Raw genomic sequence first — 20,407 nt, forward strand, 5'->3', positions numbered from 1 at the left:
GCATATGTCCGGCGCCGGCATTCCGCCGGCCTCACGGCGCTACCGGAAGCTGTTGCTCCACTGAGGAATCCGTGCGCGCATTCGCCCTGCCGAGCACGGCTGCCGGGCGCAGATCCAGGCGACGCAACAGTTGGGCGTTGATCGCGACGACGACCGTGGACGCCGACATCAGCAACGCACCCACTTCCATCGGAAGCGTGAATCCCCATGGCGCGAGCACACCGGCGGCCAGCGGCACCGAGATCAGGTTGTATCCGGCTGCCCAGCTGAGGTTTTGGATCATCTTGCGGTAGGTGGCGCGCGACAGGGCCATCACCGAGAGCACCGAGCGCGGGTCGTCACTGGCCAGAACCACTCCGGCCGAGGCGATGGCCACATCGGTGCCCGCGCCGATGGCCAGGCCGACGTCGGCTTGGGCCAGGGCCGGCGCGTCGTTGACCCCGTCGCCGACCATGGCGACGGTGCGCCCCGCCGACTGCAACGACTGGACCTTGGCACCCTTGTCCTGCGGGAGCACACCGGCGAAGACTTCGTCGATACCCAGTTGGCGGGCCACCGAATTCGCGACCGGCGCAGCGTCACCGGTGATCATGGCGACGTGCACGCCGCGCTCGTGCAGCGCGTCGACGGCCTGCTGGGATTCCGGACGGATCTCGTCGGCGAGGGCGAGGGCGCCGACCACCGCGCCGTCCCGGATCACGTGCAGCACCGTGGCGCCCTGCGCTGCCCACGCAGCCGATTCGGGTAGTTCGGGCAGTCCGTGTTCGTCCAGCATGCCGGGACCCCCGACGCTCACGATCGCGCCATCGACGCGGGCAGTGACGCCGACACCGTTGCGGGCCGCGAAATCCGTCGCCGCCGAAACGGCCGTGGCGCGCTGCTCGGCGGCGGTGACGATGGCGCGGCCGAGCGGGTGTTCGCTATCGCCCTCGACGGCCGCTGCCAGAGCGATGACCTGGCCTGCGTCGTATCCGGCCGTGCCCGCGGCGTTCACCACCGCAGGTTCGCCCTTGGTCAGGGTGCCCGTCTTGTCGAACAGCACGGCGTCGACGGTGCGCATGGCTTCCAGCGAGCGGCGGTCGGTGATCAGCACACCGGCCTTGGCCGCGCGTTCGGTCGCGATGGACACGACCAACGGGATGGCGAGGCCGAGCGCGTGCGGGCAGGCGATGACGAGGACGGTGATGGTCCGGGTGACGGCGGCGTCCGGTTCACCGAGCGCCAGCCAGACCGTCGCGGTGATGGCGGCGGCACCCGCGGCGAACCAGAACAGCCAGCCCGCGGCGCGGTCGGCGAGCACCTGCGCCCGCGAAGTCGAGTTCTGCGCCTCGCTGACCAGCCGTTGGATTCCGGCCAGCGCGGTGTCCTCGCCGACCGCCGTGATGCGCACCCGCAGCGCTGAGTCGGTGGTGACGGTGCCCGCGACCACCCGATCGCCCGGTGCACGCCGCACGGCGACGGATTCGCCGGTGATCATGGATTCGTCGACGTCGGCCGCACCGGATTCGACCACCCCGTCGGCGGGGACCCGTCCACCAGGGCGCACGACCACCAGATCGCCTTCGGCAAGGTCGGTGACCGCGACGGTGGTGATCGTTTCACCGTCGACCCGCTCGGCTTCGTCGGGCAGTAGCGCCGCCAGCGATTCCAGCGCGCTCGACGCCTGCCCCAGCGACCGCATCTCGATCCAGTGCCCGAGCAGCATGATCACGATGAGCAGCGCCAGCTCCCACCAGAAGTCCAGCTCATGCGACAGGACCCCCAGCACCGCACCCCAGGACGCGAGGAAGGCCACCGTGATGGCCAGCGCGATCAGCAGCATCATTCCCGGCTGCCGCGCCCGGATCTCACTCACCGCCCCGGTCAGGAACGGCCGCCCGCCCCACAGGTACATGACCGTCCCCAGCAGCGGCGATACCCAGGTGACCGGCCCGCTGTGCGGCAGCTCGTAGCCGATCAGATCCGCGAACATGGCGTTGGCAGCGACCACCGGAACCGCCAGCACGAGCATGATCCAGAACAAGCGCCGGAATTGTGCGACGTGATCACCATGGCCACCGTGCCCACCGTGTGCATCGTGCCCACCATGTCCGCTGTGCCCATCGCGGGCCGTGTGCTCGTCGTGAGCTGCATGCTCATCCTGCGTTGCGTGCTCACCGCGCGCCGCGTGCCCACCGTGGCTGGTCTGATCAGCCGGACCCGGTTCGACCCCACGTGCGCTGTGATGGTCCTGATGCGATCCATGCTCGGAGCCCATACCCGGATGGTACCCATCCAGGGTATAACTAGCACCCACCTCGCCGACCAGCGGAAAGCCGGCTCCCGCGCGGTAGCCGCTCAACTACCGGATCGGTGCGAGTCACCACATCCGCCGATGTCCATGCAGCTGATCCGCGCCGATTGACCTACCTCGAACCGGGTACGCGCCCAGCATGGAGCTACTCGTGATCCTCGCAATCCCAGTGCTGGTCGCGGCGGTCATCATCTACCGCAAGGCGACCGGAAAACGTCCGAACGAACCGTTGACGCCGCACAACGACGGTGAGTAGGCCTGTCATGACATCCATGGATCCCGACCCGTCCCGCACACCCGACCTCGAGCCCGGCGGCGGAGTCCCGCCCGGCGCGACACCGCCGGATACCGCGCAGACCTCCGGGCTGTCGGCGCCCGAGCCCGACACTCGCCACCGTTTCCCGATGACCGGTATCGCGGCGATCGTCGTGACCGCGATCATTGTCGGGTTGTTCATCGTGGTGGCGATGGCGCTGCTCATATCGCTCGGGTAGCCGCATGGCACCGACAATCGACCAGTTGCTGCACGCACTCACCCGCGCGGCCAACGCCCTGACCGAGGACGGGATTCCGTTCGCGGTCGCAGGTGGCTGCGCGGTGTATGCACGCGGCGGGCCTGCCTCCGACCACGACGTCGACCTGTTCGTCCGCCCTGCCGACATCGGCAGGGTGCGCAGTGTGCTGGCGCGTGCGGGCCTGCGGGTGGCCGATGCCGCCGAAGATTGGCTGACCAAGGCCTACGACGGCGACACCCTCGTCGATGTCATCCATCGACCCAACGACCGTGCGGTCACCGACGAACTGCTGGCGCGGGCGCAGATGATGGCAGTGGGCTCGACCAGAGCGCCCGTCGTCGACGGCACCGATCTGATGGTGGACAAGCTGCTCGTCTTCGGCGCCCACCGACTGGATCTCAGCCCGCTGCTCGGCATCGCGCGTGATCTGCGCGAGCAGGTGGACTGGCCGTCGGTGCGCGCGCAGACCGAGCACTCGCCCTACGCGAAGGCATTTCTCGGGCTGATCGACGACCTCGGAATCGCCGACACCGGAAGGGGGAACTGATGTCGGGCACCGCCGACGAACCCGAATCCATCCCGCCGCAGTATCTGGCCGCCCGGCTGCACCGCGCGCTGGCCGAGGATCCACGCACCGCCGAACTCGGTGTGCAGGTCCATATCCGCGGCGGGGTCGTCGTCCTCGACGGCGAGGTGACCAGCGCCGAACGCAAACAGCAGCTGGAGAACACGGTGCGGGAACTCGTGCCGGACGCGCGCATCCACAACGAGGTCCGCGTCGGCTCGTCCGCGCAGCCGGGCCCGAGTGAGGAACTGCGATGACATCGAGCGGAAGGAGTTGCCCGGCATGCGGATCGCGGCGGTAGGAGATATCCATCTGGGCACCGATTCGCGCGGATTGCTGCGCCCGGCGCTGAACGAGCTGCCCACCCGCGCCGACGTGCTGCTGCTGGCCGGGGATCTGACCAAACACGGCACCGTGGACGAGGCCCGCGTGGTAGCCGAGGAATTCGCGGATCTACCGGTACCGGTGATCGCCGTACTCGGCAATCACGACTATCACAGCGACGCGCAAGACGAGATCACGGACCTGCTGTGCGCCAGCGGAATCACCGTGCTGGAGGGTGGCGCCACGACGGTCGAAGTCGACGGGTCGACGCTCGCTGTCGCGGGCACGATCGGCTTCGGCGGCGGCTTCGCCGGCAAATGCGCCAGCGTGTTCGGTGAGCGGGTGATGCGCGAATTCGCCGGACGCACGGTCGCACTCGCCGATTCCCTGCGCACAGCGCTGGCCGGAAGCAATGCCGACGTGACCGTGGCCATGACGCACTACTCCCCTGTCACCGACACTTTGCACGGCGAACCGCCGGAGATCTATCCATTCCTCGGCTCGTACCTACTCGGCGAGGCGATCGATGACGCGGGCGCCGATCTGGCCGTACACGGGCATGCGCACGCCGGATGCGAACACGGCACGACCCCCGGCGGCATCCGGGTCCGCAATGTCGCCCAACCGGTGATCCGAGCGGCGTACACGGTGTACGACCTGCGGCGACCCAAGAGTGCGCCGACCGAGGTCGCCCGCTCGGGCACGGCCAACTGACCGCTCGACGCGATCACCACGACCCAGGAGGAAAGCAACGATGCAGATCGGCTACAAGCTGGCGGCGGAATCGTTCGGGCCGAACGAGTTGATCCGCCAAGCGGTCCGCGCGGAGGCCGCGGGCTTCGATTTCGTGGAGATGAGTGACCACTTTCATCCGTGGCTGGACAACCAGGGCCATTCCTGTTTCGCCTGGACCGCCCTCGGCGCCATCGCCGCCCGCACCGAACGGATCGGGCTCGCCACCGGTGTCACCTGCCCGACCCTGCGGTATCACCCGGCGATCGTGGCACAGGCCGCCGCGACCCTCGCACTGATCTCGGACGGGCGCTTCACCCTCGGCGTCGGTTCCGGTGAACGACTCAACGAGCACGTCGTGGCCCGCGAGTTCCCGCCGATCGCGGTGCGGCAAGCGATGTTGCGTGAGGCGCTGGAGATCATCCGGTTGCTGTGGCGGGGCGGATACCAGTCCTATGACGGCAGGTATCTCTCGATATCCGACGCCCGTGTCTTCGACCTGCCCGAGAGCCCACCGCCCATCGCGGTAGCCGCGGGCGGTCCCGACGCGGCGCGGATCGCGGGCGAGCTTGGCGATGGCCTGTTCGCCACCGGACCCGAGGCGCACCTGGTCGACGATTATCGCGCGGCGGGCGGCACCGGCCCGCGCTACGCCGAAGTCGGCATGGCGTGGGCACCGGATGAGCATTCCGCCGCCGAGGCCGCGCACGAGACCACGCGGTGGGCAGTGACCGGCTGGAAAGTGATGAGCGAGCTGCCGAATCCGGTGAACTTCGCAGCCGCCACCACCACCGTGCGCGTCGACGACATCCGCGAGGCCATGGCCTGCGGCCCCGATCCCGCGCGCTATCTGGACACCGCCCAGAACTACGTCGACGCCGGCTACGACCATCTCGTCATGCAGAACGCCGGCCCCGACCCCGATGGCTTCCTCGACTTCTACCAGCGCGAACTCGACAAACCGATGCGCGAGCTCGTCGCGCAGCCGTGAGACCACCACAGGCGCCCGTCCTGGCGCGGCGTTCTGCGTCGGCGTCGCCGTGCCGGGTGTCGCTCCACCCCGACCCGATCGTCTGAACCACTGATTGCGTACGCGCGAGGCGGGTATCCGTCCCGCAGACAGGAGGTGTGTGTCATGCCGAAGGAATGGACCGGCAAACAGGAACGGCAGTACGAGCACATCAAGGATTCGGCCGAGGACCGCGGGACGAATACCAAGCGGGCGAAGGAAATCGCCGCGCGCACCGTCAACAAGAATCGCGCCCAGTCCGGCCAGTCCAAGACCGCGAGCCGCTCCTCCACCCATGACGTCTCGCCGCAACATCGCGGCGGCAAGCGTTCGCACAGCGGGTCGAAGGGACCCACCCGCGACCAGCTGTACAACGAGGCACGTCAGCGCAATATCGAGGGCCGCTCGAAGATGAACAAGGCGCAGCTGGCCCGGGCACTCGGCCGGTCGTAAGGAGCCTGCCATGCGAACCGACCAGCTGACCTACCCGGATCGCCCACCCGAACCCGATCCGGTGCCGCAGCCCCCGCCACCGCATCCGGTGCCCGAACCCGATCCGCTACCACCTGCCCCGCAGCCGGGCGACCCGACGACACCGCCGATTCCACCGCCGCCGGACCCGGGCCCGTCACCGGACCCGATTCCACCGACCCCGGTCTGAGCCGGCGCTCAGTCCCGCATTGCTTGTTCCCGCAATTGGTCGAGGGTGCGGGACAGGATCCGCGAGACGTGCATCTGCGAGACGCCGAGCCGCTCGGCGATCTGGTGCTGAGTGAGGGACTCGAAGAATCGCAGTCGAAGCACCTGCTGCTCCCGTTCGGGTAGCTCGGCGATATACGGCTGCACGGCCAAATAGTCCTCGATGTAGCTGTACGAAGGTTCCTCGGCTCCCAGCGATTCGGTCACCGGCAGCGGCGCATTCTCGGCGTCGTCACCGACCACCGTGTCGATCGAGGAGCTGTGGTAGGCGTTGCCCGCGATCAACGCCTGGGTGACCTCGACAAGATCCACCTGAAGTTCGGCCGCCAGCTCTCTGGCGCGGGGCATCCGGCCCAGTTGCTGTGACAGCTTGTCGGTGGCAGGCCCCACGCTGAGCTGAATCTCTTTGACCCGCCGCGGCACCCGCACCGACCAGGTGTTGTCGCGGAAGTACCGACGGACCTCACCCATGATGGTCGGCACCGCGAACGACAGGAACGACGTCCCGCGGGCCACGTCGAAGCGGTCGACCGCGTGCAACAGACCCACCCGCGCAACTTGCAGCAGATCCTCGAACATCTCACCGCGCCCGGCGAATTTGCGGGCAATGTGCTCGGCGAGCGGCAGGCAGCGTTCGATCACCTCCTCGCGCATCGCGGCGCGATGAGGGTCGCCTGCGGGGAGGACGGCGAGTTTCTCCAGCACCGGCTCGATGTGGTCGTAGCTGTCCTCGCCCGGATGGCGGCGTACGGGTCGCGGACGCGACCGCGGCCGCTCAGCTGCCATCGGATCCGCCGCGGACCCAGGTGAACCGGGCGCGGGTCGGGTATCCGCCCGCGACCTCGTCGAATGGCCGCTGCTCGGTCGAAATGGATTCGGTCAGGGTACGCACGATATGCCAGCCGAAGCTGTGCCGTTCGCCGAGCGATGCGGTGGTCGCGACAGAGGTCACGACGACGCTCATGCGGTTGTCTCCGTAGCTGAAGTCGCAGGTGAGTTCGGAGCCGGGAACCGCGTCCAGGATCAGCGACGTTGCCACCTCGTCGAGAGCGAGGCGGATATCGGTGACCTCGTCGAGCGCGAAGTCGGCGATCAGTGAGACGGTTTCGGCCAGCGCGCGCAGCATCAGCAGCTGTTCGAGGTCCGCGGGTACCCGGACCCCCACAGTCGTGGTGTCCGCGGATATGCGGGAAATGTTCTCGGTCATGCCCACCACCTTGTCCGCGCTGATCAGGTGTCATGTGCTCGCTTACCCGGCCTGACCCGCGCGAAACGCTCGTCGGCCGCCCTCGCGCAGGCTACTCGCGAACGCGTAGATGCACCGTCAGCAGCAGGTGATCGAACTCCGAACGCATGCGCGGCGCAGCGTTGCGCAAGGTGGGCAGCTCCGCGACCAATTGCGCGGCCAGCGATCGGAGCTTGACGTTGGTCTCCTGTGACCGCCAGGTGAGCACCCGGAAGGCCTGATCGGAGGTGAGGCCGTACACCAGCATCAGCACGCCTTTGGCCTGTTCGATGACCGCGCGCGCGGTGAGCAGCTCGGGCAGCGCGTCGTCGAGGGTTTCCTGGCGGTGCTCGGCCAGGGTGTCGGTGACATCGATGTAGTAGCCGGCCGTGCCGATGACCGCACCGGTGGCATCGGCCATGGTGTCGGCGACGACGATCACGTGGTGGGTGTTGCCGTCGGTGTCGATGATGCGGTGCCGACTGGAGAACGGTTCGGCGGCGGCGATGGCGTGGGCCAAGACGTCGGCGACATGGTCGCGGTCGTCGGGGTGTTTATGCCCGAGCAGCAGCTCGGTCGTCGGGGTGACCGTGCCGGGCTGATATCCGTGCATCCTGGCGACCTCGTCGGACCATTCCCAGCGTTCATCGGCGAACCAGAAGCGGAATCCACCGACATTCTGTGCGCTACCGGGGCCGAGCACCTCGTCGAAAGCCAGGGCGCCGTCGACCTCGGTTCGGTATGCGGAGAACGATCCATCGTCCGTCACCGCACAATTATCGACCCCACGGCCGAGACATACCAGCGGCGCACCGCGTCGGCGGCGATGCCGGCTCGCGGCACAGTGGACAGCTCGGCTCGTCGTCAGGTGCCGAGAGCCTCCCGCATGGTCGGGTAATGGCGGAACAGAGGCCGCACCCCGGCCACCTCGAGCACTCGTTCGACGTCCTTGCGTCCGCACACCAGCCGCAGATCCAGTCCGCGGGCGGCCGCGTCGGCTTTCGCGGCCACGAGCAGGGTGGCGGATCGGATACTCATGAAAGTGGCGGCACGCAGGTCGAGGACGACAATCGGACGATCGGCGTGCAAGCATTCGCGCAGCAGATCGTAGAAGTCGTCATACAGCGCGGCGTCCAGTTCGCCCTCCACCCGCGCGACTGCGCAACCACCGTGCACGCTGCCTTGCCGGCTCAACCGGCGGATATCGCGCCCGTGCTGGGGTCTCGCCAGCTGGTGCAGCTGTTCGGCGATGTGATGTTCGGTCACCAACGACATCGAACCTCCTGTGCGACAGGGGCTTGGCGATTCGGTTTCGGTGCCACGAGCCGTGCTACGGAGCAAAGGGCGAAACGACGAACTCAGGAGGCGAAGCGAGTGAGACGGCTACCTGGCATCGGCGTTCCGACTGCGGAACCGGGGTCGGCTGGGGTCTCAACCTGGAACCATTCTGGCACGCGAACCAGCCCCTGTCACCCGCTCAGACCCGAACTCGATCGGTGACCCGCCGCCAGATCCGGACGAACACCGGCGTGCGCACCTGCGGTTCGACGCGGAACTCGGTCTCCCCCTCGCCGGCAGGCCACATCCTGTCCCGGGGTGGCTTCCCGCAGGACCACGCGGTAATCCGGGGGCGTCGACTCCACCCGGATTCTCGATTCACCTGCGATAGGGCGGGTACGCGCACAGCACGAAAGGAGTGTCGCCATGAGAACTTCCCATCCCGGTCGCCGATCCTCGCGCGCCCGCCTCGCAGTCGGAGTCATCCTCGCTGCCGCGCTGTTGGGCGCATGCACCGATGATTCCGGCGACGACCCCGCGACCACGCCACCGATGCAGCCGCCGGTACCGACGACGGCACCGACCGATCGCGACTACCCCGATCGCGACGATCGAACACCCGACGCCGACGACCGATCCCCTGAGGAAGCCCCCGCCGTCGACGAGGTGAGCCCCGCGGCCGCCGACCAGCTCTGCGACATGATGCGTGCTGATATCGGCACCTGGCAGGACCAGGGCTCGACCGTGGCCCGGGTGACCTTCAACGGCACCGTGCACAACTGGGCCGCGCAGAACGAAGGCATCAACGTGGTCATCATCCGGGACCGCTCCATCGTCGACACGGTGACGATCCAGAACTGCCCCGAGGTCCGTGACCAGGCGCTGGACGCGCTCGACCTCAGCGATCTCGCCTCGGGCCTGGCCGGCTTCAACTGACGTCGGCACACGACAGCGGTTGCCGGGCACAATGCCACGGCAACCGCTGTGCGTTACCACCGACTCGGGTCAGCGAGCCTCGTCGCTCTGATGCGACTTCTGTCGTGCTTCATCGAGATCGGCTTCACGGCGCTGCTTTTCGGCTTCGGCCTCTTTCTTCGCGGCTTCGCGTTGAGAATCGGCCTTGTTCTGCTGCGCACGACCTTCATCGCGCAGCTCATCGTTACCGAGCACCGTTCCGGCCGTCTCCTTGACCTTCCCCTTGACGCCTTCGACGACGCCTTCGACGCCCTCGCGGGGACCGCTGTTGGACTCCGGCACGATAGTCACCTCCGTGTGATCGGTTCCTGCTGGACAGTCGGCGCATACCCGGTCACGGCGGGCTCAATCGAAACCGGCGGCCCATATCCCGGTGTTTGTTCCGCAGGACGGCGGGTAGCGCCTCGGTGACGGCGAACCCGCCGTCACCGATCAACACCGCCCAGGAGGTGCGGGGTAATGGCGATCTGCGATACCTGCGGCAACGACTACGACAAGACATTCACCGTCAGCAAGAACGGCCAGTCGTGGACGTTCGACAGTTTCGAATGCGCCGCGAGCGAATTGGCGCCGGCCTGCGCCCATTGCGGGTGCCGGGTGCTCGGCCACGGGGTGGAAGCCGCCCAGCAGGTGTTCTGCTGCGCGCACTGCGCGCGCCGGGCGGGCCACGACTCGCTGGTCGATCACGCGTAGCGCCGGTGACCGATCATCGCCGCGCGACGACGCGAATGGTGTCCAGCGAGGGGTCGGCGGCGGCGGGCACGTTCATGTCCGCTGCCATTCCGGAGCGCAGATATGTCGGCGTCAGGACCACCCGCGACGAGTAGCCTAACGAGAATGGACGCGGCCTCATCGACAGTCGGCGTTGAAGAGGAATTTCTCCTTGTGGATCCGGATACCGGCGCACCCGCGGCGAAGAATGTCGAGGTGGCCGAGTCCGCGAAAGATATCGGGATAGATCTGCAGCTCGAATTGACCCGGTGCCAAGTGGAAACCTGCACCGGCGTGCACACCGAAACCGCCGAACTTCTCACCGAATTGCGTGAATTGCGCAGCAGCGTCGCCGGCTGCGCCCATGAGCACGGCACCCGGCTGCTCGCGGTGGCGATACCGCCGACGGTGCCGGAGCAATTCCCGGTCACCGATACCCCGCGGTATCAGCGCATCGCCCGCAATTTCGGCATGCTCGCCCATGAGCAGGGGCTGTGCGGCTGCCATATCCATGTGGGCATCCCCGATCGAGAAACCGCCGTGCAGATCAGCAATTTCCTGCGGCCGTCGTTGCCGGTCTTCCTCGCGCTCACCGCCAATTCCTCGATCTACCGAGCCGCCGAAACCGGTTACGCCAGTTGGCGCAGCGTGCTGTGGCGGCGCTGGCCCAGTGCCGGTCCGCCGCCGTACTTCGCCGACGCCGATGCCTACGACACGATGGTGGAGATGATGTTGTCCAGCGGCAGCATCCTGGACAAGAAGATGGTCTATTGGGACATCCGGCCCTCGATCACCTTCCCCACCGTCGAGATCCGAGTCAGTGACGTGCCCGCGACGGTGCGAGAGACGGCCCTGCTGGCGACCCTCGTCCGGGCGACCGTGATGACGGCGCGCGCCGAACTCGACCGGGGGCGCGCCGCGCCGATGGTGTCGGCAGAGGTGCTGCGGACCGCGTACTGGAAGGCGGCACGGTCGGGACTGGACGGCGACGGCGTCGATCCGGTCGACGGCCGGATCGCCCCCACCAGCACATTGCTGGTCGAGCTGCTCGACCGCATCGCACCGGCGCTCGCGGCGCTGGAGGCCGAGGACTTCGTCAGCGACGCGGTCGCCGGGGTGCTCGACCGCGGCAACGGCGCCTGCCGGCAACGCGACGCCTTCCGGGTGCGCCATGAGATCGGCGACGTGCTCGCTGTCCTGCAGGACGCCACGCTCGAGGGCTGCCCGTAGGCAGACCCGCATGGCATGTGCGTCATCTTCGATCGATGTAGGCGCGCAACGTCAGTCCGAACAGGCGTGTTCCGGCCACTCAGCGCAGGATTCGACGCGCTCGCGCTCGCGCGTCGTCGGGGTCGGTGGCGGCGAGTACCGAAGCAGCCGCCGCTTCACAATCGGCCAGGCTGACCGCCGACAGCTGGGCGCCGACTCCAGCGACGGCGGGAGATGCCGCCGACAACGAGGTGACTCCGAGGCCGGCCAGCACGCACGCCAGCAGCGGATCGGCCGCCGCCTCACCACAGACACCGACCGGCTTCCCTGCCTGCCTGCCCGCTGCCGCGGTGCGGGCCACCAGGGTCAGCACTGCGGGCTGCCACGGGTCGGTGAGCGCGGCCAGATCGGGTGACATCCGGTCGGCCGCCATCGTGTACTGCGCGAGATCATTGGTGCCGATCGATACGAAATCGACCTCGGCCAGCAGCGCCTCGGCCAGCAGCGCCGCAGCGGGGACCTCGATCATCACCCCGGCAATCAGCCCTCTGGCCCGAACCTGCGTCGCGAACGACCGTGCTTCGCCGACCGTCGCGATCATCGGCGCCATCACCATGGGCGGAGTTTCCCGGCCCTCGGCCGCTGTGGCGATGGCGTCCAATTGACGTTCCAGGATGCCGCTGTCGCGGGCGGCGATCCGGATACCGCGCACGCCGAGAGCGGGATTGGCTTCGTCGGGATGGTCGGCGAACCGCAACGGCTTGTCCGAACCCGCGTCCAAGGTCCGGACCACCACTTTCGCGGCGGGATAGGCGTCGAGCACTTCCCGGTAGATGCGGGCCTGTTCCTGCGCCGACGGTTCGGTATCGCGGTCGAGGAAACACAGTTCGGTCCGGAACAGCCCGATGCCCTCGGCGGGCGTCGCGGCGGCAGCCCGTGCGCCGGCGCCGTCCTGAACATTGGCGAGGATGCCGACACGATGACCGTCGCTGGTGGCGCCGGGGCCGATCCAGCTCGCGTTCCTGGCCGCGGTCGCGCGGGAGTCTGCGACGGCGGCTTCGGCCACGACGGGATCCGGATCGACGGTAACCGTGCCCGATGCTCCATCCACCAGGAGATCGGCACCCGCAGGCACATCATCGAGGCCCGACACCGCGACGACGCACGGGATTCCGAGCTGACGGGCGATGATCGCGGTGTGGCTGGTGGCACCACCGAGCGTGGTCGCCAGCCCGAGGATGCGTGTGGGGTCCAGGCCTGCGGTGTCGGCCGGCGCCAGATCGCGAGCAATCAGGATGGAGGGACGCTCCGGGGTGGGCACACCCGGTTCGGGCAGCCCGAGCAGCTCGGCCACCACGCGGTCGCACACATCGCGCAGATCTGTCACCCGTTCGGCCATCAGACCGCCGAGCTTGCTGAACATCTCGGCAAACTGCTCGGTGGCGGCGGTAGCGGCCGCAGGTGCCGCGGCGCCCGCAGCGATCAGCTTCTCGGCGGCGCCGACCCAGCCGCGGTCGGCGGCCATCGCGGCGTTGGCCGCCAGCACCTCGGCCGCGGCACCCGTCGACGCTTCGGCGCGTGCGCGCAGCCTGCCCGCGACGATCTCCGCGGCGTCCCGCAGCGCGGAGAGTTCGGATGCCCGATCGGACTCGGCAACGACGCCCGATCGGGCATCGATCTGGCCTCGCGGGTTGGGCCGAATCGCGGGTGCAGCGGCCACTCCCGGCACGGCCGGAGTTCCGCGCAAAACCGATTCAACGGCTTTTACCTGCTGCGATCGGGTCATTTGCGGTCTCCTTCGCACCGAAGTCGAACTGTGTCGTTCATATCAACGCCTGAGTGGATGTGATCCAGACTACTCCAAACCATTGACAAAGCAACACACCCAGACGTAAAACAACATAAACCAACATTTGCAGGAGGATCGGGATGTACGCAGAGGAGCGGCAGCAGGCCATCGCCACCCTGGTCGGGCAGCGCGGTCGCGTATCGGTGACCGATCTATCGGAGCAGTACGGCGTCACCAGCGAGACCGTGCGCCGCGATCTCGCGGTGCTGGACCGGATGGGCCTGGTGCGCCGGGTCCACGGCGGCGCCGTCCCGGCCGCCGCACTCACCGCGATCGAACTGGGCACCTCCGAACGCGAAACCTCGCGCACCGCCGAGAAAGAGCGCATCGCCAAGGCCGCGGTGGACTTCCTGCCACCGACCGGTGGCAGCGTGCTCTTCGATGCGGGTACCACCACCGCGCGCGTCGCCGCCCTGCTGCCCGCGGACCGCGAATTGGTGGGTGTCACGAATTCGCTGCCGGTGGCGACCCGGCTCAGCGGCCACGCGGGCGTGCAGCTGCATCTACTCGGCGGCCGGGTGCGTGGGGTCACCCAGGCCGCCGTCGGTGCCGACACGTTGCGCGTCCTCGCCGGACTGCGCGTCGATACCGCGTTCATCGGCACCAATGCCCTGACACCCGCCCACGGGCTGTCCACTCCGGACGTGGACGAGGCGGCGGTGAAGCGGGCGATGGTCGCCAGCGCGCATCGCGTGGTGGTGGTCGCCGATTCGTCCAAGGTCGGCCGGGAGGATTTCGTTCGGTTCGCCGGAATCGACGAGATCGACGTCTTGGTGACCGACGCCGATATTCCCGCGTCGGTGCGAAATGAGCTGAGCAACAGCGGCATCGAGGTGGTGGCGGCATGATCGTCACGCTGACCGCGAATCCCAGCATCGACCGGACTGTCACCCTGACCGAACCGCTGGTGCGTGGTGCCGTGCACCGGGCGCGCAGCGTCGCCACTCATCCCGGCGGCAAGGGCGTCAACGTCTCTCGGGTGGTCGCTGCCGCAGGCGTTCGGACCGTCGCAGTTCTGCCGGGCAATGTCGATGATCCGCTGCTGCGGGCACTCACCGACGCCGGCATCGAACATCGAACCGTGCCGACCGCGGGTTCGGCTCGAATCAACCTCACCGTCGCCGAATCCGACGGCACCACGACCAAGATCAACGAGCCCGGGCATCCGCTCACCGCGGCCGCGCTGGATGCGCTCGCGGCCGTGCTCGGCGAGCTCGCCGCCGAGGCCGAGTGGGTGGTGTTGTCGGGATCGCTGCCACCGGCAGTGCCCACGGACTGGTATGTCGAGCTGATCCGGCAGCTGTCTGGGACGCGGGTCGCGGTGGACACCTCCGAAGCTCCACTGCTGGCGCTCGCCCACGGAACCTCCTCAGCAGCACCGCAATTGATCAAACCCAATACCGACGAACTCGCTCAACTGACCGGTTCCGCCGCTGCCACGCTGGAAGATCCCCTCGCCGCCGCACGCGCCGCCGCCGGGCTCGTCGACCGCGGCTTCGGTGCGGTCCTGGCAACACTCGGCGCAGCGGGCGCAGTACTCGTCACCCCGGACGGCGCCTGGCATGCGGGCGCACCCACCATCCGCCCACGCAGCACTGTTGGGGCGGGCGATTCCGCGCTGGCGGGCTACCTGCTCGCCGATCTGGCCGGCGCCGAACCCGCCGACAGGTTGCGCCACGCGGTCGCCTACGGCAGCGCCGCCACCGCCCTGCCCGGCACCGGCCTGCCCGGCCCCCACCACACCGACCCCGACGCCGTATCCGTCACGGCGATCGACCTCCTCCCCCATTCCTGAAGGACGCATCGCGATGGCCGATTCGATCATCACCCCCGACACGATCAGTCTCGACGCCGATCTCGGCACGTCGAAGGACGCCGTGATCGCCGCCCTCGCGCAACGGCTCACCGACGCCGAACGCGCCGAGGATGCCTCGGCGCTCACTGCGGCGGCCTTGGCCAGGGAGGAGCAGTCGGCGACCGGCCTACCCGGCGGTCTCGCCATCCCGCACTGCCGGGCCGCCACCATCACCGAAGCCTCTCTCGGCTTCGCGCGCCTGGCGCCCGCGGTCGACTTCGGCGCCCCGGATGGCCCCGCCGATCTCGTCTTCCTCATCGCGGCGCCGGAGGGAGCGGGCGCCGAGCACATGAAGCTGCTGTCGAGTCTGGCGCGGGCGCTGGTGAAGCCGGAGTTCGTCGGCAGTCTCCGCGAGGCGGAATCACCGGATGCGGTCGTCGCGCTGGTTGATTCGGTCCTCGCACCGGCACCCCCGCCATCCGCGGCACCCTCGGGAGCTGCTCGGGCCGCCGCACCTTCAGCGGCCACCTCGGCCGTCGCAGTGCCCGCTGCGATAGCACCCGCACCGTCGGCGTCGGCGTCGGCGTCGGCATCGGCATCGGCATCGGCAGAAGATTCCGAGCCGGTCCAACCTGCCGACGGCGACGTCGTCGGCACATCCGCCGCGGGTGCTATCGCAGCGGGCACTGCGACCGCGACGGCGGACACCACGAACTCCGGTGCCGCCAAATCAATTCCGGTCGTCCAGCCGACAACGCCGCAACACACACCCGCCCGCTCCATCGTCGCCGTCACCGCTTGCCCCACCGGTATCGCCCACACCTACATGGCCGCCGACGCACTCGTCGCCGCAGGTGAACGAGCCGGCGTTCGGGTCCTGGTGGAAACTCAGGGCTCGAGCGGCACCACCGCGCTGTCGGCCGCCGCCATCGCCGCCGCGGATGCCGTCATCCTCGCCACCGATGTCGGGGTGAAGGGCCGGGAACGGTTCACGGGTAAGCCTGTCATCGAATCCGGAGTGAAGCGGGCGATCAACGAGCCGGACGTGATGATCGCCGACGCGCTCCGCGTAGCGCGCGATCCCGCAGCCGCACCCGAACCCACCACGGCGCCCGAAGAACCGGCGACCGCCACGCTCGGCTGGGGCACCCGGCTGCGCCAGATCCTGCTCACCGGTGTCAGTTACATGATCCCGTTCGTCGCCGCGGGCGGGCTGCTGATCGCACTCGGTTTCCTGGTCGGCGGCTACGAGATCGCCGACAACGCCGGATCGATCGTGCTCGACAATTCGCTGACGTCGCTGCCTCCGGGCGGCCTTGCCACTTATCTGGGCGCAGTGCTCTATCAGCTGGGTTCGCTCGCGTTCAGCTTCCTGGTTCCCGCGCTGGCCGGCTATATCGCCTTCGCCATCGCCGACCGGCCCGGTCTGGCACCGGGTTTCACCGCGGGCGCGGTGGCCGTGTTCGTCGGCGCCGGGTTCCTCGGCGGTCTCGTCGGTGGTCTGATTGCCGGGTTCGCGGCACTGTGGGTGAGCCGGATTCCGGTGCCGCAGTGGGCGCGTGGGCTGATGCCGGTGGTGATGATCCCGCTGTTCGCCTCGCTCATCGTCGGGGTGCTCATGCTGACGGTGCTCGGCAAACCGCTGGCGGTGGTGACCGAAAGCCTCACCGATTGGCTCAACGGGCTCTCGGGCACCTCAGCGGTGGCGCTCGGCATCATTCTCGGCCTGATGATGTGCTTCGACCTGGGTGGCCCGGTCAACAAGGCCGCCTATTCATTCGCCGCGGCCGGCCTGTCGGTCGACGATCCAGCGACCCTGAAGATCATGGCCGCGGTGATGGCCGCGGGGATGGTGCCGCCGCTGGCCATGGCATTGGCGTCGACGGTCCTGCGGCCGGGCCTGTTCACCACTGCCGAACGCGAAAACGGTAAGGCGGCATGGTTACTGGGCGCCTCGTTCATCTCCGAGGGCGCCATCCCGTTCGCCGCCGCCGACCCGCTGCGGGTGATCCCGTCGATGATGGCCGGTGGTGCTGTCACCGGCGCGCTCGTGATGGCGACCGGCGTGACGCTCAGCGCCCCGCACGGCGGCATCTTCGTCTTCTTCGCGGTCGGCCAGATCGCCTGGTATCTCATCGCGATCGCCGCTGGCACCGTCACCGCCGCCGTCTGCGTCACCGCCGCCAAATCCTTCGGCAGGCCGCGCGCCCGCACCGACGCCGCACTGGTCGCCGCCTGACCCGGTCGAGGGCTGGAGGGGGTAGCGAAGCGTCACCACGCAAGCCCTCCGGGGCAGGCGAGTCCAGCATCACCTGACCGATCTCATCTCTCACAGCATCTGGTATCCAACGAAACAGGGAGTAGAAATGCCGAGCATCACCGTCACCGTCGGTTCCTCGATCGGGCTGCACGCCCGCCCCGCCGCACTCATCGCCGAGGCGGTCGGAGCCGCCGGTGTGCCGGTCACCCTGGCACTGCCCGGCGGTGAGCCCGTCGACGCGGGCTCGTCACTGATGATCATGACCCTCGGCGCCACCTTCGGCACCGAGGTCGTCGTCACCAGCGACGATCAGCCGACCCTGGACAAGATCGCCGGTATGGTCGTCAGCGATCTCGACGCCTGAGGCCGCACCGTACCCGCGGACGTATCCGCGGAATGGTGCCAGCCCGTCCTCGCCGAGCGCAGGGCCGTCGACCGCGATCGAGGAGTCGGCGGCCCGGACGACGTCCACGCAGCGCAGTTCGCCGAAGCGCGGCCTGCGGCCGATGATGGGCGCGAAATCGGGTTCGGCGGCGGCGAAAACCACTCGGGTGATCCCGGCCCACACGATCGCCCCCGCACACATAGGGCACGGCTCACCACTGGCGTAGATGGTTGCCCCGATCAGCGCGGCGGCCTCGCCCGCCGACACCGCCACCTCGATGGCGGCGGTCTCGGCATGGGTGAGCACATTGCCGGTCGTGACGACGCCGTTGCGGCCCTCGGCGATGACCCGGGTGCCCGTGGCGATCACCGCACCGAAGGGATGGTTTCCTTCCCGCCCCGCACTGTCGGCGAGCTCGACAGCCCGTCGAAGATGCAGTTCATCGGTGCGGTGCACTGGGTCGTTCCCTACTTACGCGGACGCTTCTCGCGCACCCGCACCGAGATCCGCACGGGTGAACCGTCGAAACCGAACTCCTCGCGAAGTTTGCGCTCCAGGAAGCGGCGGTAGCCCGCCTCCAGGAATCCGGTGGTGAACAGGACGAACGTCGGCGGCCGTGTGGTCGCCTGGGTGGCGAACATCACGCGGGGCAGCCTGCCACCGCGCATCGGCGGCGGGGTCGCGGCGACGACTTCCTTGAGCCAGTTGTTCAACTTGCCCGTCGAGATCCGCTTGTCCCAGGATTCGAGCGCGGTCTCCATGGCGGGCACCAGCTTCTGCACGGCCCGGCCGGTGTGCGCGGAGATGTTGACCCGCTGCGCCCACGGCACCCGGACCAACTCGCGGTCGATTTCCTTCTCCAGCTGCAGGCGACGGTCCTCGTCGACCAGATCCCATTTGTTGAACGCCAGTACCAGCGCACGCCCGGAATCGGCGACCAGGCTGATCACCCGCAGATCCTGTTCGGTGATCGGCTGCGAGGCATCGATCAGCATGATCGCCACCTCGGAAGCCTCCAGAGCCGCCTTGGTGCGTAGCGAGGCGTAGAACTCGGTGCCGCTCGCGGTCGACACCTTGCGGCGCAGGCCGGCTGTGTCGACGAACTTCCAGATCTTGTCGCCCAGTTCGACCAGGGTGTCGACCGGGTCGACTGTGGTTCCGGCGACATCGTGCACCACCGAACGCTCGTCGCCGGACAGCTTGTTCAGCAGGCTCGACTTGCCGACGTTCGGCTTGCCGACCAGCGCGACGCGGCGTGGACCGGTTCCGCCGGTGCCTTCACGCGGGGTTTCGGGCAGCGCCTCGAGGATGTCGTCGAGCAGATCACCGGTGCCGCGGCCGTGTGCGGCCGACACCATGCGCGGCTCGCCGAGACCCAGCGACCACAGGGTGGCGGCATCGGCCTCGACCCGCTGATCGTCGACCTTGTTGGCGACCAGGATGACCGGCGTCTTGGACCGGCGCAGCACCTTCACCGCAGCCTCGTCGGTCGCGGTCGCGCCGACGGTGGCGTCGACGACCAGCAGGATCGCGTCGGCGGTGTTCATCGCCAGTTCGGCCTGACGCGCCACCGACTGCTGCAACCCCTTGGCGTCGGGCTCCCAGCCACCGGTGTCCTGCACCAGGAATCGCCGACCCGACCAGTTCGCCTCGTAGGAGACGCGGTCCCGGGTGACACCGGGAACGTCCTCCACGACGGCCTCACGGCGGCCGAGGATCCGGTTCACCAACGTCGACTTGCCGACATTCGGCCGCCCGACGACGGCGAGCGTCGGCATCGCGATATGCTCGCCCGCCTCCAGATCACCCTCGAGATCGGTGATCTCCCATTCGGATTCGTCACTCCAGACGCCGTCGCCCGCGAGCACGTCCTCGGTCATTTGGTCTCTCCCGTCGTGCGCACCGAAACCTGCTGCGCGACCACGCGATACAGCTCGTCGATGACCTCGTCCATGGTCAGTTCGCTGGTGTCGACCAGCACCGCGTCCTCGGCGGGACGCAGCGGGGACACCGCGCGGGTGGAATCGAGGGTGTCGCGGCGCTGCACATCGGCCAGTACCGCGGCATAGTCGTCACCCCGGCCCTCGGCGATGTTCTGCTGATTGCGCCGCTGGGCCCGCGCCTCAGCGGACGCGGTCAGGTAGATCTTGGCGTCGGCGTCGGTCAGCACGACGGTGCCGATATCGCGCCCCTCGACCACGATCCGTCCCGCCGACACCGCGATCTCCCGCTGCAACGCCACCAGCGCCGCACGCACCTCGGCAACCGCGGACACGGCCGAGACGGCCTTGGTGACCGCAGCGCCACGGATCTCATCGGACACGTCCGCGCCGTCGAGCTGGATCACCTCATGGCTGGGATCGGTGCCGATGGTCAGCGGCAGATCCTCCACCGAGGCCGTGATGGCGGCCGGATCGCTCAGGTCGACGCCCTCGCGCAGCACCCGCAGCGTCGCCACGCGGTACATGGCGCCGGTGTCGAGGTAGCGCGCGCCCAGACGTGCGGCGAGCCGACGCGACACGCTGGACTTGCCGGTCCCCGACGGCCCGTCCATCGCCACGACCAGCGACGACGTACCCGAGA

24 protein-coding genes are annotated in these 20,407 nt (G+C 68.5%); 14 read left to right on the top strand and 10 right to left on the bottom strand.

Annotated elements, in window-relative coordinates:
* Nucleotides 1–31: 31 nt before the first annotated feature.
* Nucleotides 32–2,257 carry a copper-translocating P-type ATPase gene (locus ACFXNW_RS24165; protein ID WP_379420042.1) on the bottom strand — a complete coding sequence of 742 codons (2,226 nt, stop codon included), beginning with the start codon at nucleotides 2,255–2,257 and terminating at the stop codon, nucleotides 32–34.
* A gap of 299 nt (nucleotides 2,258–2,556) precedes the next feature.
* Here ACFXNW_RS24165 and ACFXNW_RS24170 point away from each other — a divergent pair, with 299 nt between their 5' ends.
* The 7 genes from ACFXNW_RS24170 to ACFXNW_RS24200 all read left to right on the top strand — a co-directional run bounded on the left by ACFXNW_RS24170 (nucleotide 2,557) and on the right by ACFXNW_RS24200 (nucleotide 6,099).
* A complete protein-coding gene (locus ACFXNW_RS24170) occupies nucleotides 2,557–2,787 on the top strand; it encodes a DUF6480 family protein (protein WP_379420043.1) in 231 nt (76 codons plus the stop codon).
* Nucleotides 2,788–2,791: 4 nt separating this feature from the next.
* The gene (locus ACFXNW_RS24175) at nucleotides 2,792–3,355 is read left to right on the top strand and encodes a nucleotidyltransferase family protein (protein WP_379420044.1); all 564 of its coding nucleotides are present in this window, start codon (nucleotides 2,792–2,794) and stop codon (nucleotides 3,353–3,355) included.
* Nucleotides 3,355–3,630, top strand: a complete 276-nt coding sequence (locus tag ACFXNW_RS24180) for a BON domain-containing protein (RefSeq protein ID WP_379420045.1) — start codon at nucleotides 3,355–3,357, stop codon at nucleotides 3,628–3,630. Before ACFXNW_RS24175 ends, ACFXNW_RS24180 begins: the two co-directional genes overlap by 1 nt.
* 25 nt (nucleotides 3,631–3,655) lie before the next feature.
* Nucleotides 3,656–4,411, top strand: a complete 756-nt coding sequence (locus tag ACFXNW_RS24185; protein ID WP_379420047.1) for a metallophosphoesterase — start codon at nucleotides 3,656–3,658, stop codon at nucleotides 4,409–4,411.
* Nucleotides 4,412–4,451: 40 nt separating this feature from the next.
* Nucleotides 4,452–5,420, top strand: coding sequence for a TIGR03557 family F420-dependent LLM class oxidoreductase (locus tag ACFXNW_RS24190; RefSeq protein WP_379420048.1), 969 nt, complete (start codon nucleotides 4,452–4,454; stop codon nucleotides 5,418–5,420).
* Nucleotides 5,421–5,564: 144 nt separating this feature from the next.
* Nucleotides 5,565–5,891 carry a plasmid stabilization protein gene (locus ACFXNW_RS24195; RefSeq protein WP_379420049.1) on the top strand — a complete coding sequence of 109 codons (327 nt, stop codon included), beginning with the start codon at nucleotides 5,565–5,567 and terminating at the stop codon, nucleotides 5,889–5,891.
* 10 nt (nucleotides 5,892–5,901) lie between these two features.
* Complete coding sequence (locus ACFXNW_RS24200) at nucleotides 5,902–6,099, top strand: hypothetical protein (RefSeq protein ID WP_379420050.1); 198 nt, start codon at nucleotides 5,902–5,904, stop codon at nucleotides 6,097–6,099.
* Between the two features lie 8 nt (nucleotides 6,100–6,107).
* Here ACFXNW_RS24200 and ACFXNW_RS24205 read toward each other — a convergent pair whose 3' ends face one another.
* From ACFXNW_RS24205 to ACFXNW_RS24220, 4 genes are all read right to left on the bottom strand, one after another.
* Nucleotides 6,108–6,923 (bottom strand): RNA polymerase sigma factor SigF, encoded by an 816-nt coding sequence (locus ACFXNW_RS24205; protein ID WP_379420051.1) that lies wholly within the window; start codon nucleotides 6,921–6,923, stop codon nucleotides 6,108–6,110.
* Entirely contained in the window at nucleotides 6,913–7,344 is a 432-nt protein-coding gene (locus ACFXNW_RS24210) for an ATP-binding protein (protein WP_379420052.1), read from the bottom strand. The genes ACFXNW_RS24205 and ACFXNW_RS24210 overlap by 11 nt, the downstream gene beginning before the upstream one ends.
* Before the next feature lie 91 nt (nucleotides 7,345–7,435).
* Complete coding sequence (locus ACFXNW_RS24215; protein ID WP_379420112.1) at nucleotides 7,436–8,080, bottom strand: PAS and ANTAR domain-containing protein; 645 nt, start codon at nucleotides 8,078–8,080, stop codon at nucleotides 7,436–7,438.
* Between the two features lie 146 nt (nucleotides 8,081–8,226).
* Nucleotides 8,227–8,637 (bottom strand): STAS domain-containing protein, encoded by a 411-nt coding sequence (locus ACFXNW_RS24220; RefSeq protein WP_379420054.1) that lies wholly within the window; start codon nucleotides 8,635–8,637, stop codon nucleotides 8,227–8,229.
* 429 nt (nucleotides 8,638–9,066) lie between these two features.
* Between ACFXNW_RS24220 and ACFXNW_RS24225 the strand changes: the two genes are divergently transcribed.
* Nucleotides 9,067–9,576, top strand: coding sequence for a hypothetical protein (locus ACFXNW_RS24225; RefSeq protein ID WP_379420055.1), 510 nt, complete (start codon nucleotides 9,067–9,069; stop codon nucleotides 9,574–9,576).
* 69 nt (nucleotides 9,577–9,645) lie between these two features.
* Here the strand turns inward: ACFXNW_RS24225 and ACFXNW_RS24230 are convergent, their stop codons facing one another.
* Nucleotides 9,646–9,897 (bottom strand): CsbD family protein, encoded by a 252-nt coding sequence (locus ACFXNW_RS24230; protein ID WP_163825882.1) that lies wholly within the window; start codon nucleotides 9,895–9,897, stop codon nucleotides 9,646–9,648.
* Nucleotides 9,898–10,074: 177 nt separating this feature from the next.
* Between ACFXNW_RS24230 and ACFXNW_RS24235 the strand changes: the two genes are divergently transcribed.
* Both ACFXNW_RS24235 and ACFXNW_RS24240 read left to right on the top strand, forming a co-directional pair.
* Nucleotides 10,075–10,308 (top strand): hypothetical protein, encoded by a 234-nt coding sequence (locus ACFXNW_RS24235; protein ID WP_379420057.1) that lies wholly within the window; start codon nucleotides 10,075–10,077, stop codon nucleotides 10,306–10,308.
* A 144-nt stretch (nucleotides 10,309–10,452) separates the two neighbouring features.
* Nucleotides 10,453–11,556, top strand: a complete 1,104-nt coding sequence (locus tag ACFXNW_RS24240; RefSeq protein ID WP_379420058.1) for a glutamate--cysteine ligase — start codon at nucleotides 10,453–10,455, stop codon at nucleotides 11,554–11,556.
* A gap of 79 nt (nucleotides 11,557–11,635) precedes the next feature.
* On the opposite strand, the gene ACFXNW_RS24245 is transcribed toward ACFXNW_RS24240, so the two are convergent.
* Complete coding sequence (locus tag ACFXNW_RS24245; protein ID WP_379420059.1) at nucleotides 11,636–13,321, bottom strand: putative PEP-binding protein; 1,686 nt, start codon at nucleotides 13,319–13,321, stop codon at nucleotides 11,636–11,638.
* Nucleotides 13,322–13,464: 143 nt separating this feature from the next.
* On the opposite strand from ACFXNW_RS24245, the gene ACFXNW_RS24250 reads away from it, so the two are divergent.
* From ACFXNW_RS24250 to ACFXNW_RS24265, 4 genes are all read left to right on the top strand, one after another.
* Complete coding sequence (locus ACFXNW_RS24250; protein ID WP_379420060.1) at nucleotides 13,465–14,232, top strand: DeoR/GlpR family DNA-binding transcription regulator; 768 nt, start codon at nucleotides 13,465–13,467, stop codon at nucleotides 14,230–14,232.
* The gene (gene pfkB / locus ACFXNW_RS24255; protein WP_379420061.1) at nucleotides 14,229–15,179 is read left to right on the top strand and encodes a 1-phosphofructokinase; all 951 of its coding nucleotides are present in this window, start codon (nucleotides 14,229–14,231) and stop codon (nucleotides 15,177–15,179) included. Before ACFXNW_RS24250 ends, pfkB begins: the two co-directional genes overlap by 4 nt.
* Before the next feature lie 13 nt (nucleotides 15,180–15,192).
* Nucleotides 15,193–17,418 carry a fructose-specific PTS transporter subunit EIIC gene (locus ACFXNW_RS24260; protein WP_379420063.1) on the top strand — a complete coding sequence of 742 codons (2,226 nt, stop codon included), beginning with the start codon at nucleotides 15,193–15,195 and terminating at the stop codon, nucleotides 17,416–17,418.
* A 127-nt stretch (nucleotides 17,419–17,545) separates the two neighbouring features.
* Nucleotides 17,546–17,803 (top strand): HPr family phosphocarrier protein, encoded by a 258-nt coding sequence (locus tag ACFXNW_RS24265; protein WP_379420064.1) that lies wholly within the window; start codon nucleotides 17,546–17,548, stop codon nucleotides 17,801–17,803.
* On the opposite strand, the gene ACFXNW_RS24270 is transcribed toward ACFXNW_RS24265, so the two are convergent.
* Genes ACFXNW_RS24270 through cmk form a run of 3 tightly spaced genes read right to left on the bottom strand, consistent with a single transcriptional unit; the run spans nucleotide 17,687 to nucleotide 20,378 of the window.
* Entirely contained in the window at nucleotides 17,687–18,280 is a 594-nt protein-coding gene (locus ACFXNW_RS24270; protein WP_379420065.1) for a nucleoside deaminase, read from the bottom strand. The genes ACFXNW_RS24265 and ACFXNW_RS24270 overlap by 117 nt on opposite strands.
* 11 nt (nucleotides 18,281–18,291) lie before the next feature.
* Entirely contained in the window at nucleotides 18,292–19,704 is a 1,413-nt protein-coding gene (gene der / locus ACFXNW_RS24275) for a ribosome biogenesis GTPase Der (protein WP_379420066.1), read from the bottom strand.
* Nucleotides 19,701–20,378, bottom strand: coding sequence for a (d)CMP kinase (cmk, locus tag ACFXNW_RS24280; RefSeq protein ID WP_379420113.1), 678 nt, complete (start codon nucleotides 20,376–20,378; stop codon nucleotides 19,701–19,703). The genes der and cmk overlap by 4 nt, the downstream gene beginning before the upstream one ends.
* Between the last annotated feature and the right edge of the window lie 29 nt (nucleotides 20,379–20,407).

It is taken from the genome of Nocardia sp. NPDC059180, from assembly GCF_042754945.1.
Lineage (GTDB): Bacteria > Actinomycetota > Actinomycetes > Mycobacteriales > Mycobacteriaceae > Nocardia.

Bases quoted from the DNA above. Each gene is read 5' to 3' on its own strand.
- ACFXNW_RS24170 (WP_379420043.1), top strand. From the start codon at position 2,557: ATGACATCCATGGATCCCGACCCGTCCCGCACACCCGACCTCGAGCCC.
- ACFXNW_RS24165 (WP_379420042.1), bottom strand. From the start codon at position 2,257: ATGGGCTCCGAGCATGGATCGCATCAGGACCATCACAGCGCACGTGGG.
- ACFXNW_RS24175 (WP_379420044.1), top strand. From the start codon at position 2,792: ATGGCACCGACAATCGACCAGTTGCTGCACGCACTCACCCGCGCGGCC.
- pfkB (WP_379420061.1), top strand. From the start codon at position 14,229: ATGATCGTCACGCTGACCGCGAATCCCAGCATCGACCGGACTGTCACC.
- ACFXNW_RS24260 (WP_379420063.1), top strand. From the start codon at position 15,193: ATGGCCGATTCGATCATCACCCCCGACACGATCAGTCTCGACGCCGAT.
- ACFXNW_RS24220 (WP_379420054.1), bottom strand. From the start codon at position 8,637: ATGTCGTTGGTGACCGAACATCACATCGCCGAACAGCTGCACCAGCTG.
- ACFXNW_RS24190 (WP_379420048.1), top strand. From the start codon at position 4,452: ATGCAGATCGGCTACAAGCTGGCGGCGGAATCGTTCGGGCCGAACGAG.
- ACFXNW_RS24185 (WP_379420047.1), top strand. From the start codon at position 3,656: ATGCGGATCGCGGCGGTAGGAGATATCCATCTGGGCACCGATTCGCGC.
- ACFXNW_RS24200 (WP_379420050.1), top strand. From the start codon at position 5,902: ATGCGAACCGACCAGCTGACCTACCCGGATCGCCCACCCGAACCCGAT.
- ACFXNW_RS24250 (WP_379420060.1), top strand. From the start codon at position 13,465: ATGTACGCAGAGGAGCGGCAGCAGGCCATCGCCACCCTGGTCGGGCAG.
- ACFXNW_RS24245 (WP_379420059.1), bottom strand. From the start codon at position 13,321: ATGACCCGATCGCAGCAGGTAAAAGCCGTTGAATCGGTTTTGCGCGGA.
- ACFXNW_RS24180 (WP_379420045.1), top strand. From the start codon at position 3,355: ATGTCGGGCACCGCCGACGAACCCGAATCCATCCCGCCGCAGTATCTG.
- ACFXNW_RS24210 (WP_379420052.1), bottom strand. From the start codon at position 7,344: ATGACCGAGAACATTTCCCGCATATCCGCGGACACCACGACTGTGGGG.
- ACFXNW_RS24265 (WP_379420064.1), top strand. From the start codon at position 17,546: ATGCCGAGCATCACCGTCACCGTCGGTTCCTCGATCGGGCTGCACGCC.
- ACFXNW_RS24240 (WP_379420058.1), top strand. From the start codon at position 10,453: ATGGACGCGGCCTCATCGACAGTCGGCGTTGAAGAGGAATTTCTCCTT.
- cmk (WP_379420113.1), bottom strand. From the start codon at position 20,378: ATGGACGGGCCGTCGGGGACCGGCAAGTCCAGCGTGTCGCGTCGGCTC.
- ACFXNW_RS24235 (WP_379420057.1), top strand. From the start codon at position 10,075: ATGGCGATCTGCGATACCTGCGGCAACGACTACGACAAGACATTCACC.
- ACFXNW_RS24205 (WP_379420051.1), bottom strand. From the start codon at position 6,923: ATGGCAGCTGAGCGGCCGCGGTCGCGTCCGCGACCCGTACGCCGCCAT.
- ACFXNW_RS24195 (WP_379420049.1), top strand. From the start codon at position 5,565: ATGCCGAAGGAATGGACCGGCAAACAGGAACGGCAGTACGAGCACATC.
- ACFXNW_RS24225 (WP_379420055.1), top strand. From the start codon at position 9,067: ATGAGAACTTCCCATCCCGGTCGCCGATCCTCGCGCGCCCGCCTCGCA.
- der (WP_379420066.1), bottom strand. From the start codon at position 19,704: ATGACCGAGGACGTGCTCGCGGGCGACGGCGTCTGGAGTGACGAATCC.